Source organism: Serratia sp. TSO36, assembly GCF_057808395.1.
This window is the reverse complement of record NZ_JBJZOU010000013.1, coordinates 15,663-30,702: the sequence shown is the minus strand read 5'-3', so window position 1 is coordinate 30,702 and position 15,040 is coordinate 15,663. Positions and strand designations below refer to the sequence as shown.

Below are 15,040 nucleotides of genomic sequence, written 5' to 3'. Positions count from 1 at the left end.
TTCTGTTGCCCAAACTTAAAGACCGGGTTAAGCATAGCAAGCCGTGTGCCAACAGACCGACATAAAATATATTTTCACGTTAAAACAAAGTGATACTAATTAAACAAAGAAAACCAACCGAAGAAAAAGAATAAAACACGCGGCGATCTTCGACGGCAGACTAATAGCAACCGTTTGCTTACCGAAATAACACCGTTGCTGCACCTTTAATGGGCAAAGGGATATTTTCGCGCCCGTCAGCCTATTTCAAGGCGATAAAAAGAGGCCGGAACCATTCAGGAACCCACCCGACAAACTTGAAACGATAACCATTCTCAATTATCATCCGCGCATCTTTTTGACCAGCAATGCGAAAACCATGTCCGCCACCGCTTCCGCCCCGCACGCCGCGCTGTCGCGCCTTTACGCCACCCATCACGCCTGGTTGCAGGGATGGTTGCGCCGGCGGCTGGGCTGCGCTTTCGACGCGGACGATGTGGCGCAGGACACCTTTATGCGCCTGCTGAAAAGCGACGCCGCGGCGACCCTGCGCGAGCCGAAAGACTTTCTGGTCACCGTCGCCAAGCGGGTGATGGTCGATCTGTTCCGCCGCAGAACGCTGGAGCGCGCCTATCTGGAGATGCTGACGCTGATCCCGGAAGGCTACGCCCCGTCGCCGGAACAGCGCCAGAGCCTGTTGGAAAGCCTGCAGAAGATCGACGCCATGCTCGACGGCCTGGGGCCGAAAGCGAAACAGGCCTTTCTGCTGTCGCAGCTCGAAGGCCTGGGCTATGCGGACATCGCCGTGCGCCTCGGCGTGTCGGTCAGTTCGGTTAAAAAATACATGGCCAAGGCCACCGAGCATTGCCTGCTGTTCAGCCTGGAAAACGACGTTTTCTCATGAGCAACGCCATTACCCCCGAGCAGCGCCAGGCGCTGAAGATGGCCGCACACTGGTATGCCCTGTTGTGCGATGAGCACGTCACCGACCGCCAGCGCCTACAGTGGCAAGCCTGGCACCAGCAGCACGCCGATCACCGCTGGGCCTGGCAGCGCGTCGAAGCGCTGCAGAGCCAGCTGCAGGGCGTGCCGGGCAAGTTCAGCTACCGCGCGCTCGATCGCGCCGGCCGCCAGTCGGCAATCGATCGCCGCACCCTGCTGAAGAGCCTGCTGCTGTTGCTTGGCGTAGGCGGCGGCGGTTTCCTTTACCAATCGCCGTTCGGCCGGGAGCTGCGCGCCGACTACCGCACCGCCACCGGCGAAATCAAACCCATTGTGTTAAGCGACGGCACCCAACTGGTGCTCAACACCGCCAGTGCGGTGGACGTGCATTACGACGATCGTCAACGGTTGATCCGTTTGCACGCCGGAGAAATCAGCCTGATTACCGGGCGCGACCCCCGGCCGCTGTGGGTGCAAAGCCCGCAGGGGGCGATGCGCGCGCTCGGCACCCGCTTTTTGGTGCGCGAGATCGGCGGCGAGACGCGCCTGACGGTGCTGGAGCATGCGGTCGAAGCGCAGCTGGCGCAGGATCCGCAGCAAACGCGCCGGGTGGACGCCGGGGAACAGATCGGCTTCAGTGCCTCGGCCTTCAGCGACAAGCAACCGGCTGCGGCGGAGGACGGCTGGCTGCGCGGCGTGCTGAGCGTCAGCCAATGGCGGCTGGACCAGGTGATCGCCGAACTGGCGCGCTACCGACGCGGCCACCTGAGCTGCGATCCGGCCGTTGCCGGCCTGCGCGTCAGCGGCAGTTTCCCGCTCAACGATACCGATCGCGCCCTCACCCTGCTCAGCCAGACGCTGCCGGTGCGCCTGCAAAGCTTTACCCGCTATTGGCTGCAAATCGTTCCCGCCTGAATTTTTTAAATGAAAATGATAAAAAATCGCATTCTTGATTGTCCCTTTTGCTTCGCTCATCCGACTCCCAGGAAAACACTGCAGCAATAAATAAAAAATGATTCAGGAGAAGGTATGAACAACGCTTGGGGAAAGGGAGCGCCGGCTTCGCTTTGGGGAAAACGCGCCACGCCGCTGGCCGTGGCCATTGGCCTGGCCTTCGCCGCACCGCTGACGGCGAACGCCGCCAGCGCCGCCGCAGCCTATCATATTCCGGCCGGTGAGCTGGACGGCGCGCTGAACGCGTTCGCCGCGCGCGCCGGCATCGCGCTCTCGGTGGACGGCGCGCTGACCGCCGGTAAACGTTCGCCGGGCCTGAGCGGCAGCTACGGCGTCGATGACGGCCTGAACGCCCTCCTGGCGGGCAGCGGCCTGCAGGCTAAAGCGCTCGGCAACAACGGTTACACGCTGGCCAAACTGCCGCAGCCGCAGAAGGAAGAAGACATCACCGTGGTCGGTGACTGGCTGGCGGAAGGCCGTCAGGTAGACGTGTTCGAACATCCCGGCGCGCGCGACGTGGTGCGCCGCGAAGAATTCGCCAAAACCGGCACCACCACCGTGCGCGAAGCGTTGAACCGCGTGCCGGGCGTGGTGGCGCCGGAGAACAACGGCACCGGCAGCCATGACATGGCGCTGAACTTCGGCATTCGCGGCCTCAACCCGCGCCTCGCCAGCCGCTCCACCGTGCTGATGGACGGCATCCCGGTGCCCTTCGCTCCTTACGGCCAGCCGCAGCTGTCGCTGGCGCCGGTCTCGCTCGGCAATATGGACGCGATCGACGTGGTGCGCGGCGGCGGCGCGGTGCGCTACGGGCCGCAGAGCGTCGGCGGCGTCGTCAACTTCGTCACCCGCGCCATCCCGAAAACCTTCGGCATGGAGGCCGGCATGCAGGGGCAGCTCAGCCCGACCTCGCGCCAGGATCACCCGAAAGGCACCGGCAACCTGATGATCGGCGGCACTGCCGACAACGGCTTCGGCGCGGCGCTGCTCTACTCCGGCACGCGCGGCAGCGACTGGCGCGAGCACAGCGCGACCAAGATTGACGACGTGATGCTGAAAAGCCGTTACGCCCCGAACGAGGTGCACACCTTCAACAGCCTGCTGCAATACTACGAAGGCGAGGCGGACATGCCGGGCGGCCTGAGCCGGGCGGACTACAACGCCAACCCGTTCCAGTCGACGCGCCCGTACGACAAGTTCTGGGGCCGCCGCCAGCTGGCGAACTTCGGCTATCAGTATCAGCCGGATCAACAGCACAAGTTCGACGTGCAGAGCTTTTACACCTACACCCTGCGCAGCGGCTATCTGGATCAGGGCAAAAATCTGACGTTGTCACCGCGTGAATACTGGGTGCGCGGCGTGGAACCGCGCTACAGCCAGAGCTTCCGCTGGGGAGATTCGGCGCATGAGGTCGGCGTCGGCTACCGCTACGTCAGCGAATCCACCCACGAGCTGCGCTACACCAGCAAGGCCAGCACCGGCCGGCTGCCGTCCAGCGCCAGCCCGTACGATCGCGATACCCAGTCCGGCACCGAGGCGCACGCCTTCTATATCGACGATCGCATCGACATCGGCGACTGGACCATCACGCCAGGCATGCGCTACGAGTACATCAAGTCGTATCAGAACAACTACATCAAGAACAACCGCCTCGACGTCAGCTATAACGCGCCGCTGCCGGCGTTGAACGTGATGTATCACCTTAACGAATACTGGAACCTGTACGCCAACACCGAAGGCTCCTTCGGCACCGTGCAGTACAGCCAGATGGGCAAAGCGGTTGACAGCGGCAAGATTGAACCGGAGAAGGCGCGCACCTGGGAGCTGGGCACCCGCTACGCCGGCGATGCGCTGACCGGCGAAATCGGGCTGTTCCTGATCAACTTCAACAACCAGTACGACTCCAACCAGGTGACCGACAGCGTGACCGCGCGCGGCAAAACTCGCCACGCCGGGCTGGAGGGCAGCCTGCGTTACGATCTGTCGCAGCTGACGCCGAAACTGGACGATCTGACCGCCTACGCCAGCTACGCCTACGTCAACGCCACTATCCGCGAAGACGGCGGCTACAAGGGCAACCAGGTGCCGTTCTCACCGAAGCATAAAGGCACGCTGGGGCTGGACTACACGCCGGGCAACTGGGCGTTTAACCTCAACGGCGAGTTCCAATCCAGCCAGTTCGCCGATAACGCCAACACCGTGGCGGAAAGCGCCGACGGCAGCACCGGCCGCATTCCCGGCTATATGCTGTGGGGCGTGCGCGCCGCCTATGATTTCGGCCCGGAAATGGCCGGTCTGAATCTGGGCGTCGGCGTGAAAAACCTGTTCAACCACGAGTATTTCACCCGCGCCTATGACGACAATAACAAAGGTCTGTACATCGGCCAGCCGCGCACCATCTATCTGCAAGGCTCGGTGAAGTTCTGATCCCCGGCGGCGGGCGCACCTCATCGCGCTCGCCGTCTCACTTATAGCGTGACATTGTCACTAAATCCGATCTTTCCATCTTGCCCAACCGACGAAAAATAAGTCGCTTCTGCCGCCAATGCGCGTAATATCGACGATCCGCCCTAATTTATGGGCGTGGATTTTTGCCGTTCTGGCCTGAAAAGCGAGGGAAAATAAGATGAATCATAATGACCTTTCTCAGTGCCGCGTGGACACCGACCGTTTGTTGATTGCCCCCTTTACCGCAGCAGACGCCGACGATGTTTACCAGGCGATCACCCCCACTCTGACGCGCTTTATGGCCTTTGAACCGGAGGCGTCGCCGGAAGATTTCGCCAACGTCTGGCAAGGCTGGCTACCGCTGATGCGCGAAGGCGAAGAAGTGATCTTCGTCGCCCGTCGGCGCGAAGACCGGCAGTTTGTCGGCGTCGGCGGCGCGCACAACCTGCGCAGCCGCACCCCGGAGCTGGGCATCTGGGTGAAAGAGAGCCTGCACGGCCAGGGCTACGGCCGCGAAATCGTGCAGGGCATCGCGCGCTGGGTCAGCGAGCGCTTTCAGCCTCAGCACCTTATCTACCCGGTAGCCGAGCAAAATACCGCCAGCCGCCGCCTCGCCGAGTCGCTGGGCGGCGTGCTGGCCGGCAAGCGTGAAAACATCAAGTATGACGCCGTGGTCTACCACCTGCCACCTCAGCATTGATCCGCACCGGGCCGGCGGCCCGGTGCGGCCTTTTTTTCTCTGCGCCGCGATAACCGCTGCCACTGCCAGCGGGTTTGTGCTAATGATAGAGGCATGTAGGGTAAAAACAGTTGAGGAACAGCAACATGATTATTTTTGTTACCGGCGCCACCTCCGGTTTCGGCGAGGCAATCGCACGCCGTTTTATCCGTGAAGGCCACCAGGTGATCGCCGCCGGGCGCCGCCTTGAGCGTCTCGAAGAGCTGCAGGACGAATTAGGGCAAGCGCTGCACATCGTGCGGCTCGACGTACGCAACCGCGCCGCCATTCAACAGGCGATTGAAGCACTGCCGGCCGAGCTGCGCCAGATCGACGTGCTGGTGAACAACGCCGGCCTGGCGCTGGGGCTGGAGCCGGCGCACAAGGCCAACGCCGATGACTGGGAAACCATGATCGACACCAACGCCAAAGGGCTGGTGAACATGACGCGTGCGCTGCTGCCGGCCATGGTCGAGCGCAACGTCGGCCATGTGATCAACATCGGCTCCACCGCCGCCAACTGGCCTTACGCCGGCGGCAATGTGTACGGCGCCACTAAGGCGTTCGTCAAACAGTTCAGCCTGGGGCTGCGCGCCGATCTGCACGGCACGCGCATCCGCGTGACCGATATCGAGCCGGGCCTGGTGGGCGGCACCGAATTCTCCAACGTGCGCTTCAAGGGCGATGACGGCAAGGTCAACAAAACCTACGAAGGCGCCGATGCGCTGACGCCGGAAGACATCGCCGAATCGGTGTTCTGGGTCGCGACGTTGCCGGCGCGCGTCAACATCAACACGCTGGAAATGATGCCGGTCAGCCAGTCCTTCGCCGGGCTGAACATCCACCGCGGCGCCTGATCTCCGGCGGCGGGAGGCGACTCCCGCCGTGTTTGCTCAGGCTGCGCGCCAGCCGGAAACGATGATCAACATGCCCGCCAGCGCCACCCCCGCGCCCACCCAGTCCAGCGCAGACAGCTTCACCCCGTCCACCACCCGCAGCCACAGCAGCGCCGTCGCCACATACACGCCGCCGTAGGCCGCATAGACCCGCCCGCTGGCCGCCGGATGCAGCGTCAACAGCCAGACAAACAGCATCAGGCTCAATGCCGCCGGCAACAATAGCCAGGCGCTGCCCTGCTTTTTGAGCCAGAGATAAGGCAAGAAACAGCCGATAATTTCAGCCAGGGCGGTGGCGAAAAACAACAGCGTGGTTTTTAACATCGGTCGCAGTTTTCTCTCGATAAAGTAAACGAATCGGCGCTTGGCTGGTGAATTTCAGAAGCGCGGTGGTATATTTGTCACCACGCCTGCGGGCGAAGTAACGCCAGTGTCGCCATCATCAGGCGCACTCACTCATAAGGATGAAACGATGAAAACATTTTCGACCCAACGACTGCTGCGCGGGATGCTGCCGGTCGCCATGCTGGCCGTTATGGGCGCCTGGCAGGCGCCGGCGCTGGCCGCCACCTGCACGCAGGGCAGCACCTGCGTCACCGTCGATGGCAAAGGCAGCGGCGCGATGAGCACCGAAGAAGCACGCCAGAGCAAAGAGCAGTGGAATGATACCAAATCCCTGCGCCACAAGGTTAACACTCGCGTCGAGAAAGAGTTCGACAAGGCCGATCGCGCGGCGGATGACGAAGATCGCTGCAACGACAGCAACAACGTCAACGCGTACTGGGAGCCGGACACCCGTAAATGTCTGGATCGTCAGACCGGGCGTCGGATTAATCCTTAATCCGCCTGCGGCGGGCGGGCAAGCGTGAAACCCGGCCGCCATTACTGCTATCCTGTTACAGGAAGTCCATTGTCTAAAAGGATGACGTGATGAAGAAAACGCTGATATTAACCGCTGTCTTGCTGGCCGGCGAGCCGTTGGCGGCCCTAGCCTCCTGCGAAAGCGTGAAAGCGGACATTTCGCAGAAAATCATCAATAACGGCGTTCCGGAGTCCGGCTTCAAACTGGAGATCGTGCCTAACGATCAGGCCGATCAAGCAGGCGGCCAAGTGGTCGGCCACTGCGAAAACGACACCCAGAAGATCGTCTATACCCGCCTGAACAATGGCGACGATCGCGGTGACGCGGCGCAGACCGGCAGCAGCCAGGATACCTCCAACACGCAGTAAGCCGCATCGGCTATCCAGGGCGCAGTTCATTCACAGCCGCGCCCTTTACTTTTCCCTTACGCCTGCTCCGCCTCTTTCCCTTCGCCCTGCGGCCGACAACGCGCCGGGATCAGCATCGCCGCCGCCAGCGCCAGCAACGACACCAACGCCGAAGCCAGGAACACCCAATGCAGCGAAGCCGCCACCTGCTGGATCAGCTGCGCCAGCGCTTCGCTTCCCATGCTCTGCCGCACCGCCGGCTCCATCAGCCGCTGCACCGGATCGTCAACCTCCGGCAAACGCCACTGCAGGTTGAGGTTCAGCGTGGCGCCCAAAATCGCAGTGCCGATGGCCGACCCCACCATGCGGGTAAACACCGTACAGGCGGTGGCGATGCCGCGAATGCTGTAATGCGCCGCATTCTGCACCGACACTAAAAACGTGGTGTTGCACAACCCCATGCCGGCGCCGACCATAAACGCCGCCACCCGGCCCCACAGCAGGCCGCCGGTCGGCTGCAGCATCAGCAGGATCAGGCCGCCCGCCACCAACAGCAGCGCCCCCAGCAGCGCCGTCGCGCGGTACGAGGTCATCAGCATCAAACGGCCGCTCAGCGTGCTGGCCAACGGCCAACCGATCGACATCAGCGCCAGCGTGGTGCCCGCCTCCAGCGGCGAGCCGCCCATTACGCCCTGAATGAAGGTAGGCAGGAAGGCGCTGATGCCCATCATCGCCGCGCCGATCACCAGCCCGCCGATGTTGCCGGCGACGATCACCCGGCTTTGCCACAGCGCCAGCGGGAACAGCGGTTCGACCGCGCGCCGCTCCTGGCGGACAAGCAGCGCCAGCGACGCCGCCGCCAGCGCGAGCAACGGCACCACCCACCATCCTAGGCTTTCCATCTGCAACAGCGCCAGCAGCAGCGCCGAAACAAACAGCGTCAGCCAGGCGGTGCCCGCCAGATCCAGCGCGTGCCGCCGCAGCTGCTGATGCGCCGGCAGATAGCGCCAGAGGAAAAGCATCGCCAGCAGGCCGATCGGCAGGTTGACCCAGAACACCAGCGCCCACGGCAGGTGCTGCACGATAAACGCCCCCAGCAGCGGGCCGATGATCGCCGACACGCCCCACACGCTCGACAGGTAGCCCATCACCTTCGGCCGCTCGGTGGCGCTGTAGATGTCGCCGATGATGGTGGAGGCGATCGGCATGATGGCGCCGGCGCCCAGCCCCTGCAGCAGACGGAAGCCGATCAGCCAATACATGTCGGGGGCGAAGCCGCACAGCACCGATCCCACCAGGAACAGCGTGGCGCCGAAGAAGAACACCCGCTTGCGGCCGTAGAGATCCGCCAGCCGGCCGTAGATGGGAATGGTGATCGCCTGCGCCAGCAAATAGACCGCGAACACCCAGCCCAGCAGCGAAAAGCCGCCGAGATCGCCGATGATGGTCGGCATGGCGGTGGCGACGATGGTGGCTTCGATCGCCGACATGAACATCGCCAGCATGCAGGCGATCAGGATCAGCGGGCGGTGGGCGATGGGTGCGGGTGAAACGTTATTTGTCATGGCGTTATGCTGGCTTCCTGGCGTTTTTATTTTCCCTGAGTATATCAGCAAGCGTCTGCGCCGAGTCTATCCGCCCTCACATCCTGCCTTTGCCGGCGGCGAATCGCACCATTTAGACTGATTGTTACGGCGTAACGTTTTGCTGCGGATTTTTTTTACTTTCCACGCATCCCAGCGCTGACGCGGTCTGCGGCGCCAATCTGGGCAAACTCAATCAGCTGATTTTGTTCATAAAACTTGGCACGCTCAACGACAGGGTGCTATACCTTCCCTAGCCGGCGCCTTTGGGCTTCGTGCTTTCTCGGGTTTAAATATCAGTATCTTATGCTGATTAACTCACGTATTGAGCCTACGTTCAGCACGCTGTGCCGAACGCACCCTTCGCTCAATGTCGCTAACCTCATGCGAAACGCCCGTTTTGTACCGCCACGCCCGCCGGGCCGTGGGTAACAATCAGAGCGGAATGCGCCGCCTATCGGCCGCTCCGCGCAACGGAGGACGCAACATCATGCACAAGTCAGCGCCATACCGGCGCCTGCTCCTCGGGAGCCTGCTGTTTATCGCCGTCGTCGCGCTGCTGGTTTACGGCATCGGCTTGGAAACCCTCAAGTCGCGCCGGGAAGATTTGATTTACCTCGGCCAGCAGCACATGTTCCTGGTGGCGTGCTCCATGCTGCTGTCGCTGCTGGTCGGCATTCCCAGCGGCATCCTGCTGAGCCGCCCTTTCGCCCGCCGCTGGGCGGAGCACGTGATGCAGATCTTTAACGTCGGCAACACCCTGCCGCCGCTGGCGGTGCTGGCGCTGGCGATGGTGATCATCGGCATCGGCGACCGACCGGCGGTGGTGGCGCTGTTCCTCGCCTCGCTGCTGCCCATCGTGCGCAATACCTATGCCGGCCTGCGTTCGGTGCCGCCGGCGCTGGTCGAGGCCGCCAACGGTATTGGCATGACTGCCGGGCAGCGGCTGCGACAGGTCGAACTGCCCAACGCCCTGCCGGTGATCTTCGCCGGGGTGCGCATCGCAATGGCGATCAACGTCGGCACCGCGCCGCTGGCATTTTTGATCGGCGCCAGCAGCTACGGCGAACTGATCTTCCCCGGCATCTACCTGAACGACTTCCCGACGCTGATCCTCGGCGCCGCCGCCACCGCGCTGATCGCCCTGCTGCTCGATCTGGCGCTGGCCGGTCTCGGCCGCCGGCTCAGCCCGCACACCGCATCCTGATGGGAGAAACGCGATGACTCGATGGTTACAACGCCTCCGCCACGCGCTGCTGTTCTCCTTGCTGATGACCGGCGCGGCCGCCTGGGCCGCCCCGCTGACGCTGGCGAGCAAGAACTTTACCGAACAGCGCATTCTGTCGGCGATCACCGTGCAATACCTGCGGGCCAAAGGTTTTCAGGTCGAACCCAAGACCAATCTGGCCACGGTGATCACTCGCAACGCCATGATCAACAAACAGATCGACATGACCTGGGAATACACCGGCACCTCACTGATCATCTTTAACCACATCAATAAGCGCATGACGCCGCAGGAAACTTACGACACGGTGAAAAAGCTCGACGCCAAACTCGGCCTGGTGTGGCTGCAGCCGGCGGACATGAACAACACCTACGCCTTCGCCATGCAGCGCCAGCGCGCGGAAAAAGAGCAGATTCGCACCATGTCACAGCTGGTGGCCAAAGTGGAACAGGTGCGTAAAACCGACCCGAAACACAACTGGCTGCTGGGGCTGGATCTGGAGTTTGCCGGCCGCTCGGACGGCCTGAAGCCGATGCAGGCGCTGTACGACATGCCGCTCGATCGTCCGCAAATCCGCCAAATGGATCCCGGCCTGGTCTACAACGCCATCCGCGACGGCTTCGTCGACGCCGGGCTGGTGTACACCACCGACGGCCGGGTGAAAGGCTTCGATCTGCAGGTGCTCGAAGACGACAAGGGTTACTTCCCGAGCTATGCGGTCACGCCGGTGGTGCGCGCCGACGTGTTGCAAAACACGCCGGGGCTGGAAGAGGCGCTGAACACGCTGTCGAAACAGTTCAACAATCAGGTGATCACCGAGCTTAACGCCAGGGTGGATATCGACTACCAGACGCCGCAACAGGTCGCCGACGCGTTCCTCAAGCAGCGCGGCCTGATTTAGGGAGGCATGTGATGAATACCATACTTTACGCCTGGCAAAACTGGGCCTATATCGCCGGATTGACGCTGGAACATCTGCTGCTGGTCGGCGTCGCCGTCGGCCTGGCGATCCTGATCGGCGTGCCGCTCGGCGTGCTGATCGTCCGCCACAAATGGCTGGCGACGCCGGTGCTGAGCCTGGCCACGCTGGTGCTGACCGTGCCCTCCATCGCCCTGTTCGGGCTGATGATCCCGCTGTTTTCCTTAATCGGCCACGGCATCGGCTACGTGCCGGCGATCACCGCGGTGTTCCTTTACTCGCTGCTGCCAATCGTGCGCAACACCCACACCGCGCTCGACAACCTGCCCGGCGGGCTGCGCGAAGCCGGCCGCGGCATCGGCATGACGTTCTGGCAACGCCTGCGCTGGGTGGAGATCCCGGTGGCGCTGCCGGTGATTTTCGGCGGCATCCGCACCGCCGTGGTGATGAATATCGGCGTGATGGCGATCGCTGCGGTGATCGGCGCCGGCGGCCTCGGCCTGCTGCTGCTCAACGGCATCAGCAGCAGCGACATTCGCCAGTTGATTACCGGCGCCGTGATGATCAGCCTGCTGGCGATCGTCCTCGATTGGTTATTGCACCGCTTGCAAATTGCACTAACGCCCAAGGGGATCCGCTCATGATTAAATTGGAAAATCTGACCAAACAGTTCATGCAAAAGAACGGCACGCCGTTCAACGCCGTCGACAACATCAATCTGGACGTGCCGGAAGGCGAAATCTGCGTGCTGCTCGGCCCTTCCGGCTGCGGCAAAACCACCACGCTGAAGATGATCAACCGCCTGATCGAACCCACCGGCGGCACCATTCTGGTCAACGGCGAAGACACCAGCGCGCTGGATACCGTCAGCCTGCGCCGCAAAATCGGCTACGTCATCCAGCAGATCGGCCTGTTTCCCAACATGACCATCGAGGAGAACATCACCGTGGTGCCGCGCATGCTGGGCTGGGACAAAAAACGCTGCCACGATCGCGCCGAGGAGCTGATGAGCATGGTGGCGCTGGATCCCAAGCGTTTTTTGCACCGCTACCCGAAAGAGATGTCCGGCGGGCAGCAGCAGCGCATCGGCGTGATCCGCGCGCTGGCAGCCGATCCACCGGTGCTGCTGATGGATGAACCCTTCGGCGCAGTGGATCCGATCAACCGCGAAACCATCCAGAACGAGTTTCTCGACATGCAGCGCCAGCTGAAAAAGACCGTGATGCTGGTGAGCCACGACATCGACGAAGCGCTAAAGCTCGGCGATCGCATCGCGGTGTTCCGCCAGGGCAAGATCGTGCAGAACGCCAGCGCCGATGAGCTGCTGGCGCGGCCGGCCAACGACTTCGTCGCTTCCTTTGTCGGCCAGGATCGCACGCTGAAGCGCCTGCTGCTGGTGCAGGCCGGCGACGTGGCCGAACAACAGGAAACGGTGACGGTGCGGCGGGAGACGCCGCTAGTGGAAGCGTTCGGGCTGATGGACGATATCGACGCCCGCTCGGTGACGGTGGTGGACGCCGACGGCAAGCCGCTGGGGTACGTCAAGCGCCGCGAGGCACGCGGCGCGCCGGGCATCTGCGCCGACAGCCTGCACCATTTCCGCGTCACCGCCCGTGCGGAGGAGAACCTGCGCGTGGTGCTGTCGAAGCTGTACGAGCACAACACCTCCTGGATGCCGATCGTCGATGAAGACGGCCGCTACAGCGGCGAAATCTCGCAGGATTATATCGCCGACTACCTCAGCTCCGGCCGCACGCGCCGGGTGCTGACGCCGCAATAACCCACGCCGGGGCGCTCGCCGCCCCGCCCACGCCGCAGTTTGCTAAAGATTCACTGGTCATCGGCCGGAGCGCCAAGCACAATGCGCTGATGACCCTTTGATTTTTCTCACGACGCTGCCCACGCATGAAAAGATTGGTCCACCTGCACCACTATCGCGCCCTGTTGCGCAGCCTGTTTATCGCCGTGTTCATCGGCGTCGCCGCCGCCCTGGCGGTGTGGTTGTTCCACCGTTCGATGATTGGCCTCGAGTGGCTGCTGCTCGGCAATGCCGACGGCAGCCTGGTGGCCGCCGCCGCCGCGCTGCCCGGCTGGCGGCGCGCCCTCACTCCGGCGCTGGGCGGGCTGGCGGCGGGCCTGCTGCTGTATATGCATCAGCGCTACCGCCACCAGCGCCCGGCGGCGCCCACCGACTATATGGAAGCGATCGAGACCGGCAACGGCAAGCTGGACACCGGCGCCAGCCTGGTGAAGTGCCTGGCGTCGCTGCTGGTGGTGTCGAGCGGCAGCGCCATCGGCCGCGAAGGCGCGATGATCCTGCTGGCGGCGCTGGTGGGCTCGCTGTTCGCCCAGCGCTTTACGCACGAGAAAGAGTGGAAACTGTGGGTGGCCTGCGCCGCCGCCGCCGGGATGGCCAGCGCCTATCATGCGCCGCTGGCGGGCAGCCTGTTTATCGCCGAGATCCTGTTCGGCACCCTGATGCTGGCCTCGCTCGGCCCGGTGGTGATCGCCGCGGTCAGCGCCCTGCTGATGACCAACCTGCTCAACGGCGGCCAGGCGCCGCTCTATCTGGTGACGCCGCTCGCCGCCCCCTTGCCGACGCAATACCTGCTGATGGCGCTGGTCGGCGTGGTGGCCGGCGCCGGCGGGCCGCTGTTTTTATGGCTGATGACCGCCACCGGCCGCGCGTTCCGTTCGCTGCGGTTGAAGCCGCCGTTGCAGCTGGCGCTGGGCGGCCTGATCGTCGGGCTGCTTTCTCTGCTGTTCCCGCAGGTGTGGGGCAATGGTTACAGCGTGGTACAGGCGCTGCTGATCGCGCCGCCGGGGGTATTGCTGCTGGGGGCGATCCTGGTGTGCAAACTGTTGGCGATCCTCGCCAGCAGCGGGTCGGGCGCGCCGGGCGGGGTCTTCACCCCGACGCTGTTCGTCGGCGCCGCGCTCGGTTCGATCATCGGTCAGCTGTTTGGCCTGTGGCCGGGCATGGATGCGGCGGTGCCGCTGCTGCTGGCGCTGACCGGCATGGCCACCCTGCTGGCCGCCACCACCCATGCGCCAATCATGGCGGCGCTGATGGTGTTTGAAATGACCGGCGAATACGCGCTGCTGCCCGGCATTCTGCTCTCGTGCGTGATCGCCACCACCGTGTCGCGCGGTCTGCGGCCGGTGTCGGTGTATCACTCGGCGCCGCCGCCCAAACGCGAGGCTTAGAACTCGCCCTGCTGCAGGATTTTCCTGAACTGCGGGCACTGCAGGTGCTCGGGTTCAGGGCAATCGACCATGTGGCGCAGCCCGTCGCGCACCTGCATCAGGCGTTGGATATGGCGATCCAGTTCATCCGCCCGCGCCGCCAGCAGCCCGCGATCGAGCGCTATCTTGCCCCGTTCGTCAAACAAGGCGCTCATCTCGTCCAGCGTAAAACCGGCCAGGCGCGCCAGCGCGATCAGCCGCAGTTGGTCAAGCACGCCGGCGGCGTATTGGCGGCGCAAACCGTGGCGGCCCGTCGACGCGATCAGCCCTTTCTTCTCGTAATGCCGCAGCGCGGAAGGCGCGACTCCGCTCAGGCGCGCCACCGCGCCGATATCCAGTTCTTTTGCCATTGACTTGAAGCCGACTTTAAGTTGCACACTGTGCGCACATTATCACGTCACTGAGCCAAGGACACCCTATGACCCCCGATCTGCTAGTGCGCATCCTGTTAACCGGCGCCGGCGCCACCCTCTGTATGGATCTGTGGGCGCTGCTGCTGAAGCGGCGCTTCGACATCCCTTCTCTCGATTATGCGCTGGTGGGCCGTTGGTTTCTCGGCATGTTCGACGGCCGCTGGTTTCACGCCACCATCGTTACGGCGCCGCCGCGCCGGGGGGAGAGAGAAATCGGCTGGATATTGCATTACGCCATCGGCATCGCGTTTGCCTTTATCCCGCTCGGGTTGGCGGGCAGCGAGTGGTATGCGGCGCCGGAGCCGCTCATCGCGCTGTTGAGCGGCTGGCTGAGCCTGGCGGCGCCGTTTTTGGTGATGCAGCCCGCGCTGGGCTTTGGCGTGGCGGCGGCGAAAACCGCCTACCCACGAAAAGCGCGGCTCCTCAGCCTGCTCACCCACACGGTGTATGGGCTGGGCCTGCTGATCGCCGCTCGGCTGTTGGCGACGCTCTGCGCCTGAACGGA

The 15,040-nt window shown here is 63.2% G+C and carries 16 protein-coding genes; 13 read left to right on the top strand and 3 right to left on the bottom strand.

What is annotated here, in order from left to right; genetic code table 11:
- Window positions 1-358 precede the first annotated feature (358 nt).
- The 5 genes from fecI to ydfG all read left to right on the top strand — a co-directional run bounded on the left by fecI (window position 359) and on the right by ydfG (window position 5,898).
- Entirely contained in the window at window positions 359-883 is a 525-nt protein-coding gene (gene fecI / locus ACK3CV_RS12125; RefSeq protein WP_164141114.1) for a ferric citrate uptake sigma factor FecI, read from the top strand.
- A complete protein-coding gene (fecR, locus tag ACK3CV_RS12120; RefSeq protein ID WP_164038368.1) occupies window positions 880-1,836 on the top strand; it encodes a ferric citrate uptake sigma factor regulator FecR in 957 nt (318 codons plus the stop codon). The genes fecI and fecR overlap by 4 nt, the downstream gene beginning before the upstream one ends.
- Window positions 1,837-1,950: 114 nt before the next feature.
- Window positions 1,951-4,302 carry a TonB-dependent Fe(3+) dicitrate receptor FecA gene (fecA, locus tag ACK3CV_RS12115; protein ID WP_164038364.1) on the top strand — a complete coding sequence of 784 codons (2,352 nt, stop codon included), beginning with the start codon at window positions 1,951-1,953 and terminating at the stop codon, window positions 4,300-4,302.
- Between the two features lie 199 nt (window positions 4,303-4,501).
- A complete protein-coding gene (locus tag ACK3CV_RS12110; protein WP_033638468.1) occupies window positions 4,502-5,023 on the top strand; it encodes a GNAT family N-acetyltransferase in 522 nt (173 codons plus the stop codon).
- Between the two features lie 125 nt (window positions 5,024-5,148).
- The gene (gene ydfG / locus ACK3CV_RS12105; protein ID WP_025302722.1) at window positions 5,149-5,898 is read left to right on the top strand and encodes a bifunctional NADP-dependent 3-hydroxy acid dehydrogenase/3-hydroxypropionate dehydrogenase YdfG; all 750 of its coding nucleotides are present in this window, start codon (window positions 5,149-5,151) and stop codon (window positions 5,896-5,898) included.
- A 36-nt stretch (window positions 5,899-5,934) separates the two neighbouring features.
- Here the strand turns inward: ydfG and ACK3CV_RS12100 are convergent, their stop codons facing one another.
- Complete coding sequence (locus ACK3CV_RS12100) at window positions 5,935-6,261, bottom strand: YnfA family protein (RefSeq protein WP_004938563.1); 327 nt, start codon at window positions 6,259-6,261, stop codon at window positions 5,935-5,937.
- Between the two features lie 148 nt (window positions 6,262-6,409).
- Here ACK3CV_RS12100 and ACK3CV_RS12095 point away from each other — a divergent pair, with 148 nt between their 5' ends.
- Together ACK3CV_RS12095 and ACK3CV_RS12090 are read left to right on the top strand one after the other, a co-directional pair.
- Window positions 6,410-6,778 carry a DUF1283 family protein gene (locus tag ACK3CV_RS12095; protein WP_004938560.1) on the top strand — a complete coding sequence of 123 codons (369 nt, stop codon included), beginning with the start codon at window positions 6,410-6,412 and terminating at the stop codon, window positions 6,776-6,778.
- 89 nt (window positions 6,779-6,867) lie between these two features.
- A complete protein-coding gene (locus ACK3CV_RS12090) occupies window positions 6,868-7,167 on the top strand; it encodes a DUF1161 domain-containing protein (protein WP_489009859.1) in 300 nt (99 codons plus the stop codon).
- Between the two features lie 56 nt (window positions 7,168-7,223).
- Here ACK3CV_RS12090 and ACK3CV_RS12085 read toward each other — a convergent pair whose 3' ends face one another.
- On the bottom strand, window positions 7,224-8,711 hold the full coding sequence (locus ACK3CV_RS12085; RefSeq protein ID WP_164038362.1) for an MDR family MFS transporter: 1,488 nt from the start codon (window positions 8,709-8,711) through the stop codon (window positions 7,224-7,226).
- A gap of 508 nt (window positions 8,712-9,219) precedes the next feature.
- Here ACK3CV_RS12085 and ACK3CV_RS12080 point away from each other — a divergent pair.
- From ACK3CV_RS12080 to clcB, 5 genes are all read left to right on the top strand, one after another.
- Window positions 9,220-9,936, top strand: coding sequence for an ABC transporter permease (locus ACK3CV_RS12080; RefSeq protein ID WP_164141118.1), 717 nt, complete (start codon window positions 9,220-9,222; stop codon window positions 9,934-9,936).
- Between the two features lie 64 nt (window positions 9,937-10,000).
- The gene (locus tag ACK3CV_RS12075; protein WP_223307178.1) at window positions 10,001-10,858 is read left to right on the top strand and encodes a glycine betaine ABC transporter substrate-binding protein; all 858 of its coding nucleotides are present in this window, start codon (window positions 10,001-10,003) and stop codon (window positions 10,856-10,858) included.
- An 11-nt stretch (window positions 10,859-10,869) separates the two neighbouring features.
- Complete coding sequence (gene osmW, locus ACK3CV_RS12070) at window positions 10,870-11,520, top strand: osmoprotectant ABC transporter permease OsmW (protein WP_033638455.1); 651 nt, start codon at window positions 10,870-10,872, stop codon at window positions 11,518-11,520.
- Entirely contained in the window at window positions 11,517-12,656 is a 1,140-nt protein-coding gene (gene osmV / locus ACK3CV_RS12065; RefSeq protein ID WP_164141120.1) for an osmoprotectant ABC transporter ATP-binding protein OsmV, read from the top strand. The genes osmW and osmV overlap by 4 nt, the downstream gene beginning before the upstream one ends.
- A 125-nt stretch (window positions 12,657-12,781) precedes the next feature.
- Complete coding sequence (clcB, locus tag ACK3CV_RS12060; RefSeq protein WP_060430135.1) at window positions 12,782-14,083, top strand: voltage-gated ClC-type chloride channel ClcB; 1,302 nt, start codon at window positions 12,782-12,784, stop codon at window positions 14,081-14,083.
- Here clcB and ACK3CV_RS12055 read toward each other — a convergent pair.
- Entirely contained in the window at window positions 14,080-14,472 is a 393-nt protein-coding gene (locus ACK3CV_RS12055; RefSeq protein WP_033648225.1) for a helix-turn-helix domain-containing protein, read from the bottom strand. The genes clcB and ACK3CV_RS12055 overlap by 4 nt on opposite strands.
- A 68-nt stretch (window positions 14,473-14,540) precedes the next feature.
- On the opposite strand from ACK3CV_RS12055, the gene ACK3CV_RS12050 reads away from it, so the two are divergent.
- Window positions 14,541-15,035, top strand: a complete 495-nt coding sequence (locus ACK3CV_RS12050; protein ID WP_039566303.1) for a DUF2938 family protein — start codon at window positions 14,541-14,543, stop codon at window positions 15,033-15,035.
- Window positions 15,036-15,040 lie beyond the last annotated feature (5 nt).

Coding starts and splice junctions, on each gene's coding strand:
- fecR (WP_164038368.1), top strand. CDS start 880: ATGAGCAACGCCATTACCCCCGAGCAGCGCCAGGCGCTGAAGATGGCC.
- ACK3CV_RS12085 (WP_164038362.1), bottom strand. CDS start 8,711: ATGACAAATAACGTTTCACCCGCACCCATCGCCCACCGCCCGCTGATC.
- ACK3CV_RS12100 (WP_004938563.1), bottom strand. CDS start 6,261: ATGTTAAAAACCACGCTGTTGTTTTTCGCCACCGCCCTGGCTGAAATT.
- osmW (WP_033638455.1), top strand. CDS start 10,870: ATGAATACCATACTTTACGCCTGGCAAAACTGGGCCTATATCGCCGGA.
- ACK3CV_RS12080 (WP_164141118.1), top strand. CDS start 9,220: ATGCACAAGTCAGCGCCATACCGGCGCCTGCTCCTCGGGAGCCTGCTG.
- ACK3CV_RS12075 (WP_223307178.1), top strand. CDS start 10,001: ATGACCGGCGCGGCCGCCTGGGCCGCCCCGCTGACGCTGGCGAGCAAG.
- ACK3CV_RS12055 (WP_033648225.1), bottom strand. CDS start 14,472: ATGGCAAAAGAACTGGATATCGGCGCGGTGGCGCGCCTGAGCGGAGTC.
- clcB (WP_060430135.1), top strand. CDS start 12,782: ATGAAAAGATTGGTCCACCTGCACCACTATCGCGCCCTGTTGCGCAGC.
- fecA (WP_164038364.1), top strand. CDS start 1,951: ATGAACAACGCTTGGGGAAAGGGAGCGCCGGCTTCGCTTTGGGGAAAA.
- ACK3CV_RS12095 (WP_004938560.1), top strand. CDS start 6,410: ATGAAAACATTTTCGACCCAACGACTGCTGCGCGGGATGCTGCCGGTC.
- ACK3CV_RS12110 (WP_033638468.1), top strand. CDS start 4,502: ATGAATCATAATGACCTTTCTCAGTGCCGCGTGGACACCGACCGTTTG.
- osmV (WP_164141120.1), top strand. CDS start 11,517: ATGATTAAATTGGAAAATCTGACCAAACAGTTCATGCAAAAGAACGGC.
- ydfG (WP_025302722.1), top strand. CDS start 5,149: ATGATTATTTTTGTTACCGGCGCCACCTCCGGTTTCGGCGAGGCAATC.
- ACK3CV_RS12090 (WP_489009859.1), top strand. CDS start 6,868: ATGAAGAAAACGCTGATATTAACCGCTGTCTTGCTGGCCGGCGAGCCG.
- fecI (WP_164141114.1), top strand. CDS start 359: ATGTCCGCCACCGCTTCCGCCCCGCACGCCGCGCTGTCGCGCCTTTAC.
- ACK3CV_RS12050 (WP_039566303.1), top strand. CDS start 14,541: ATGACCCCCGATCTGCTAGTGCGCATCCTGTTAACCGGCGCCGGCGCC.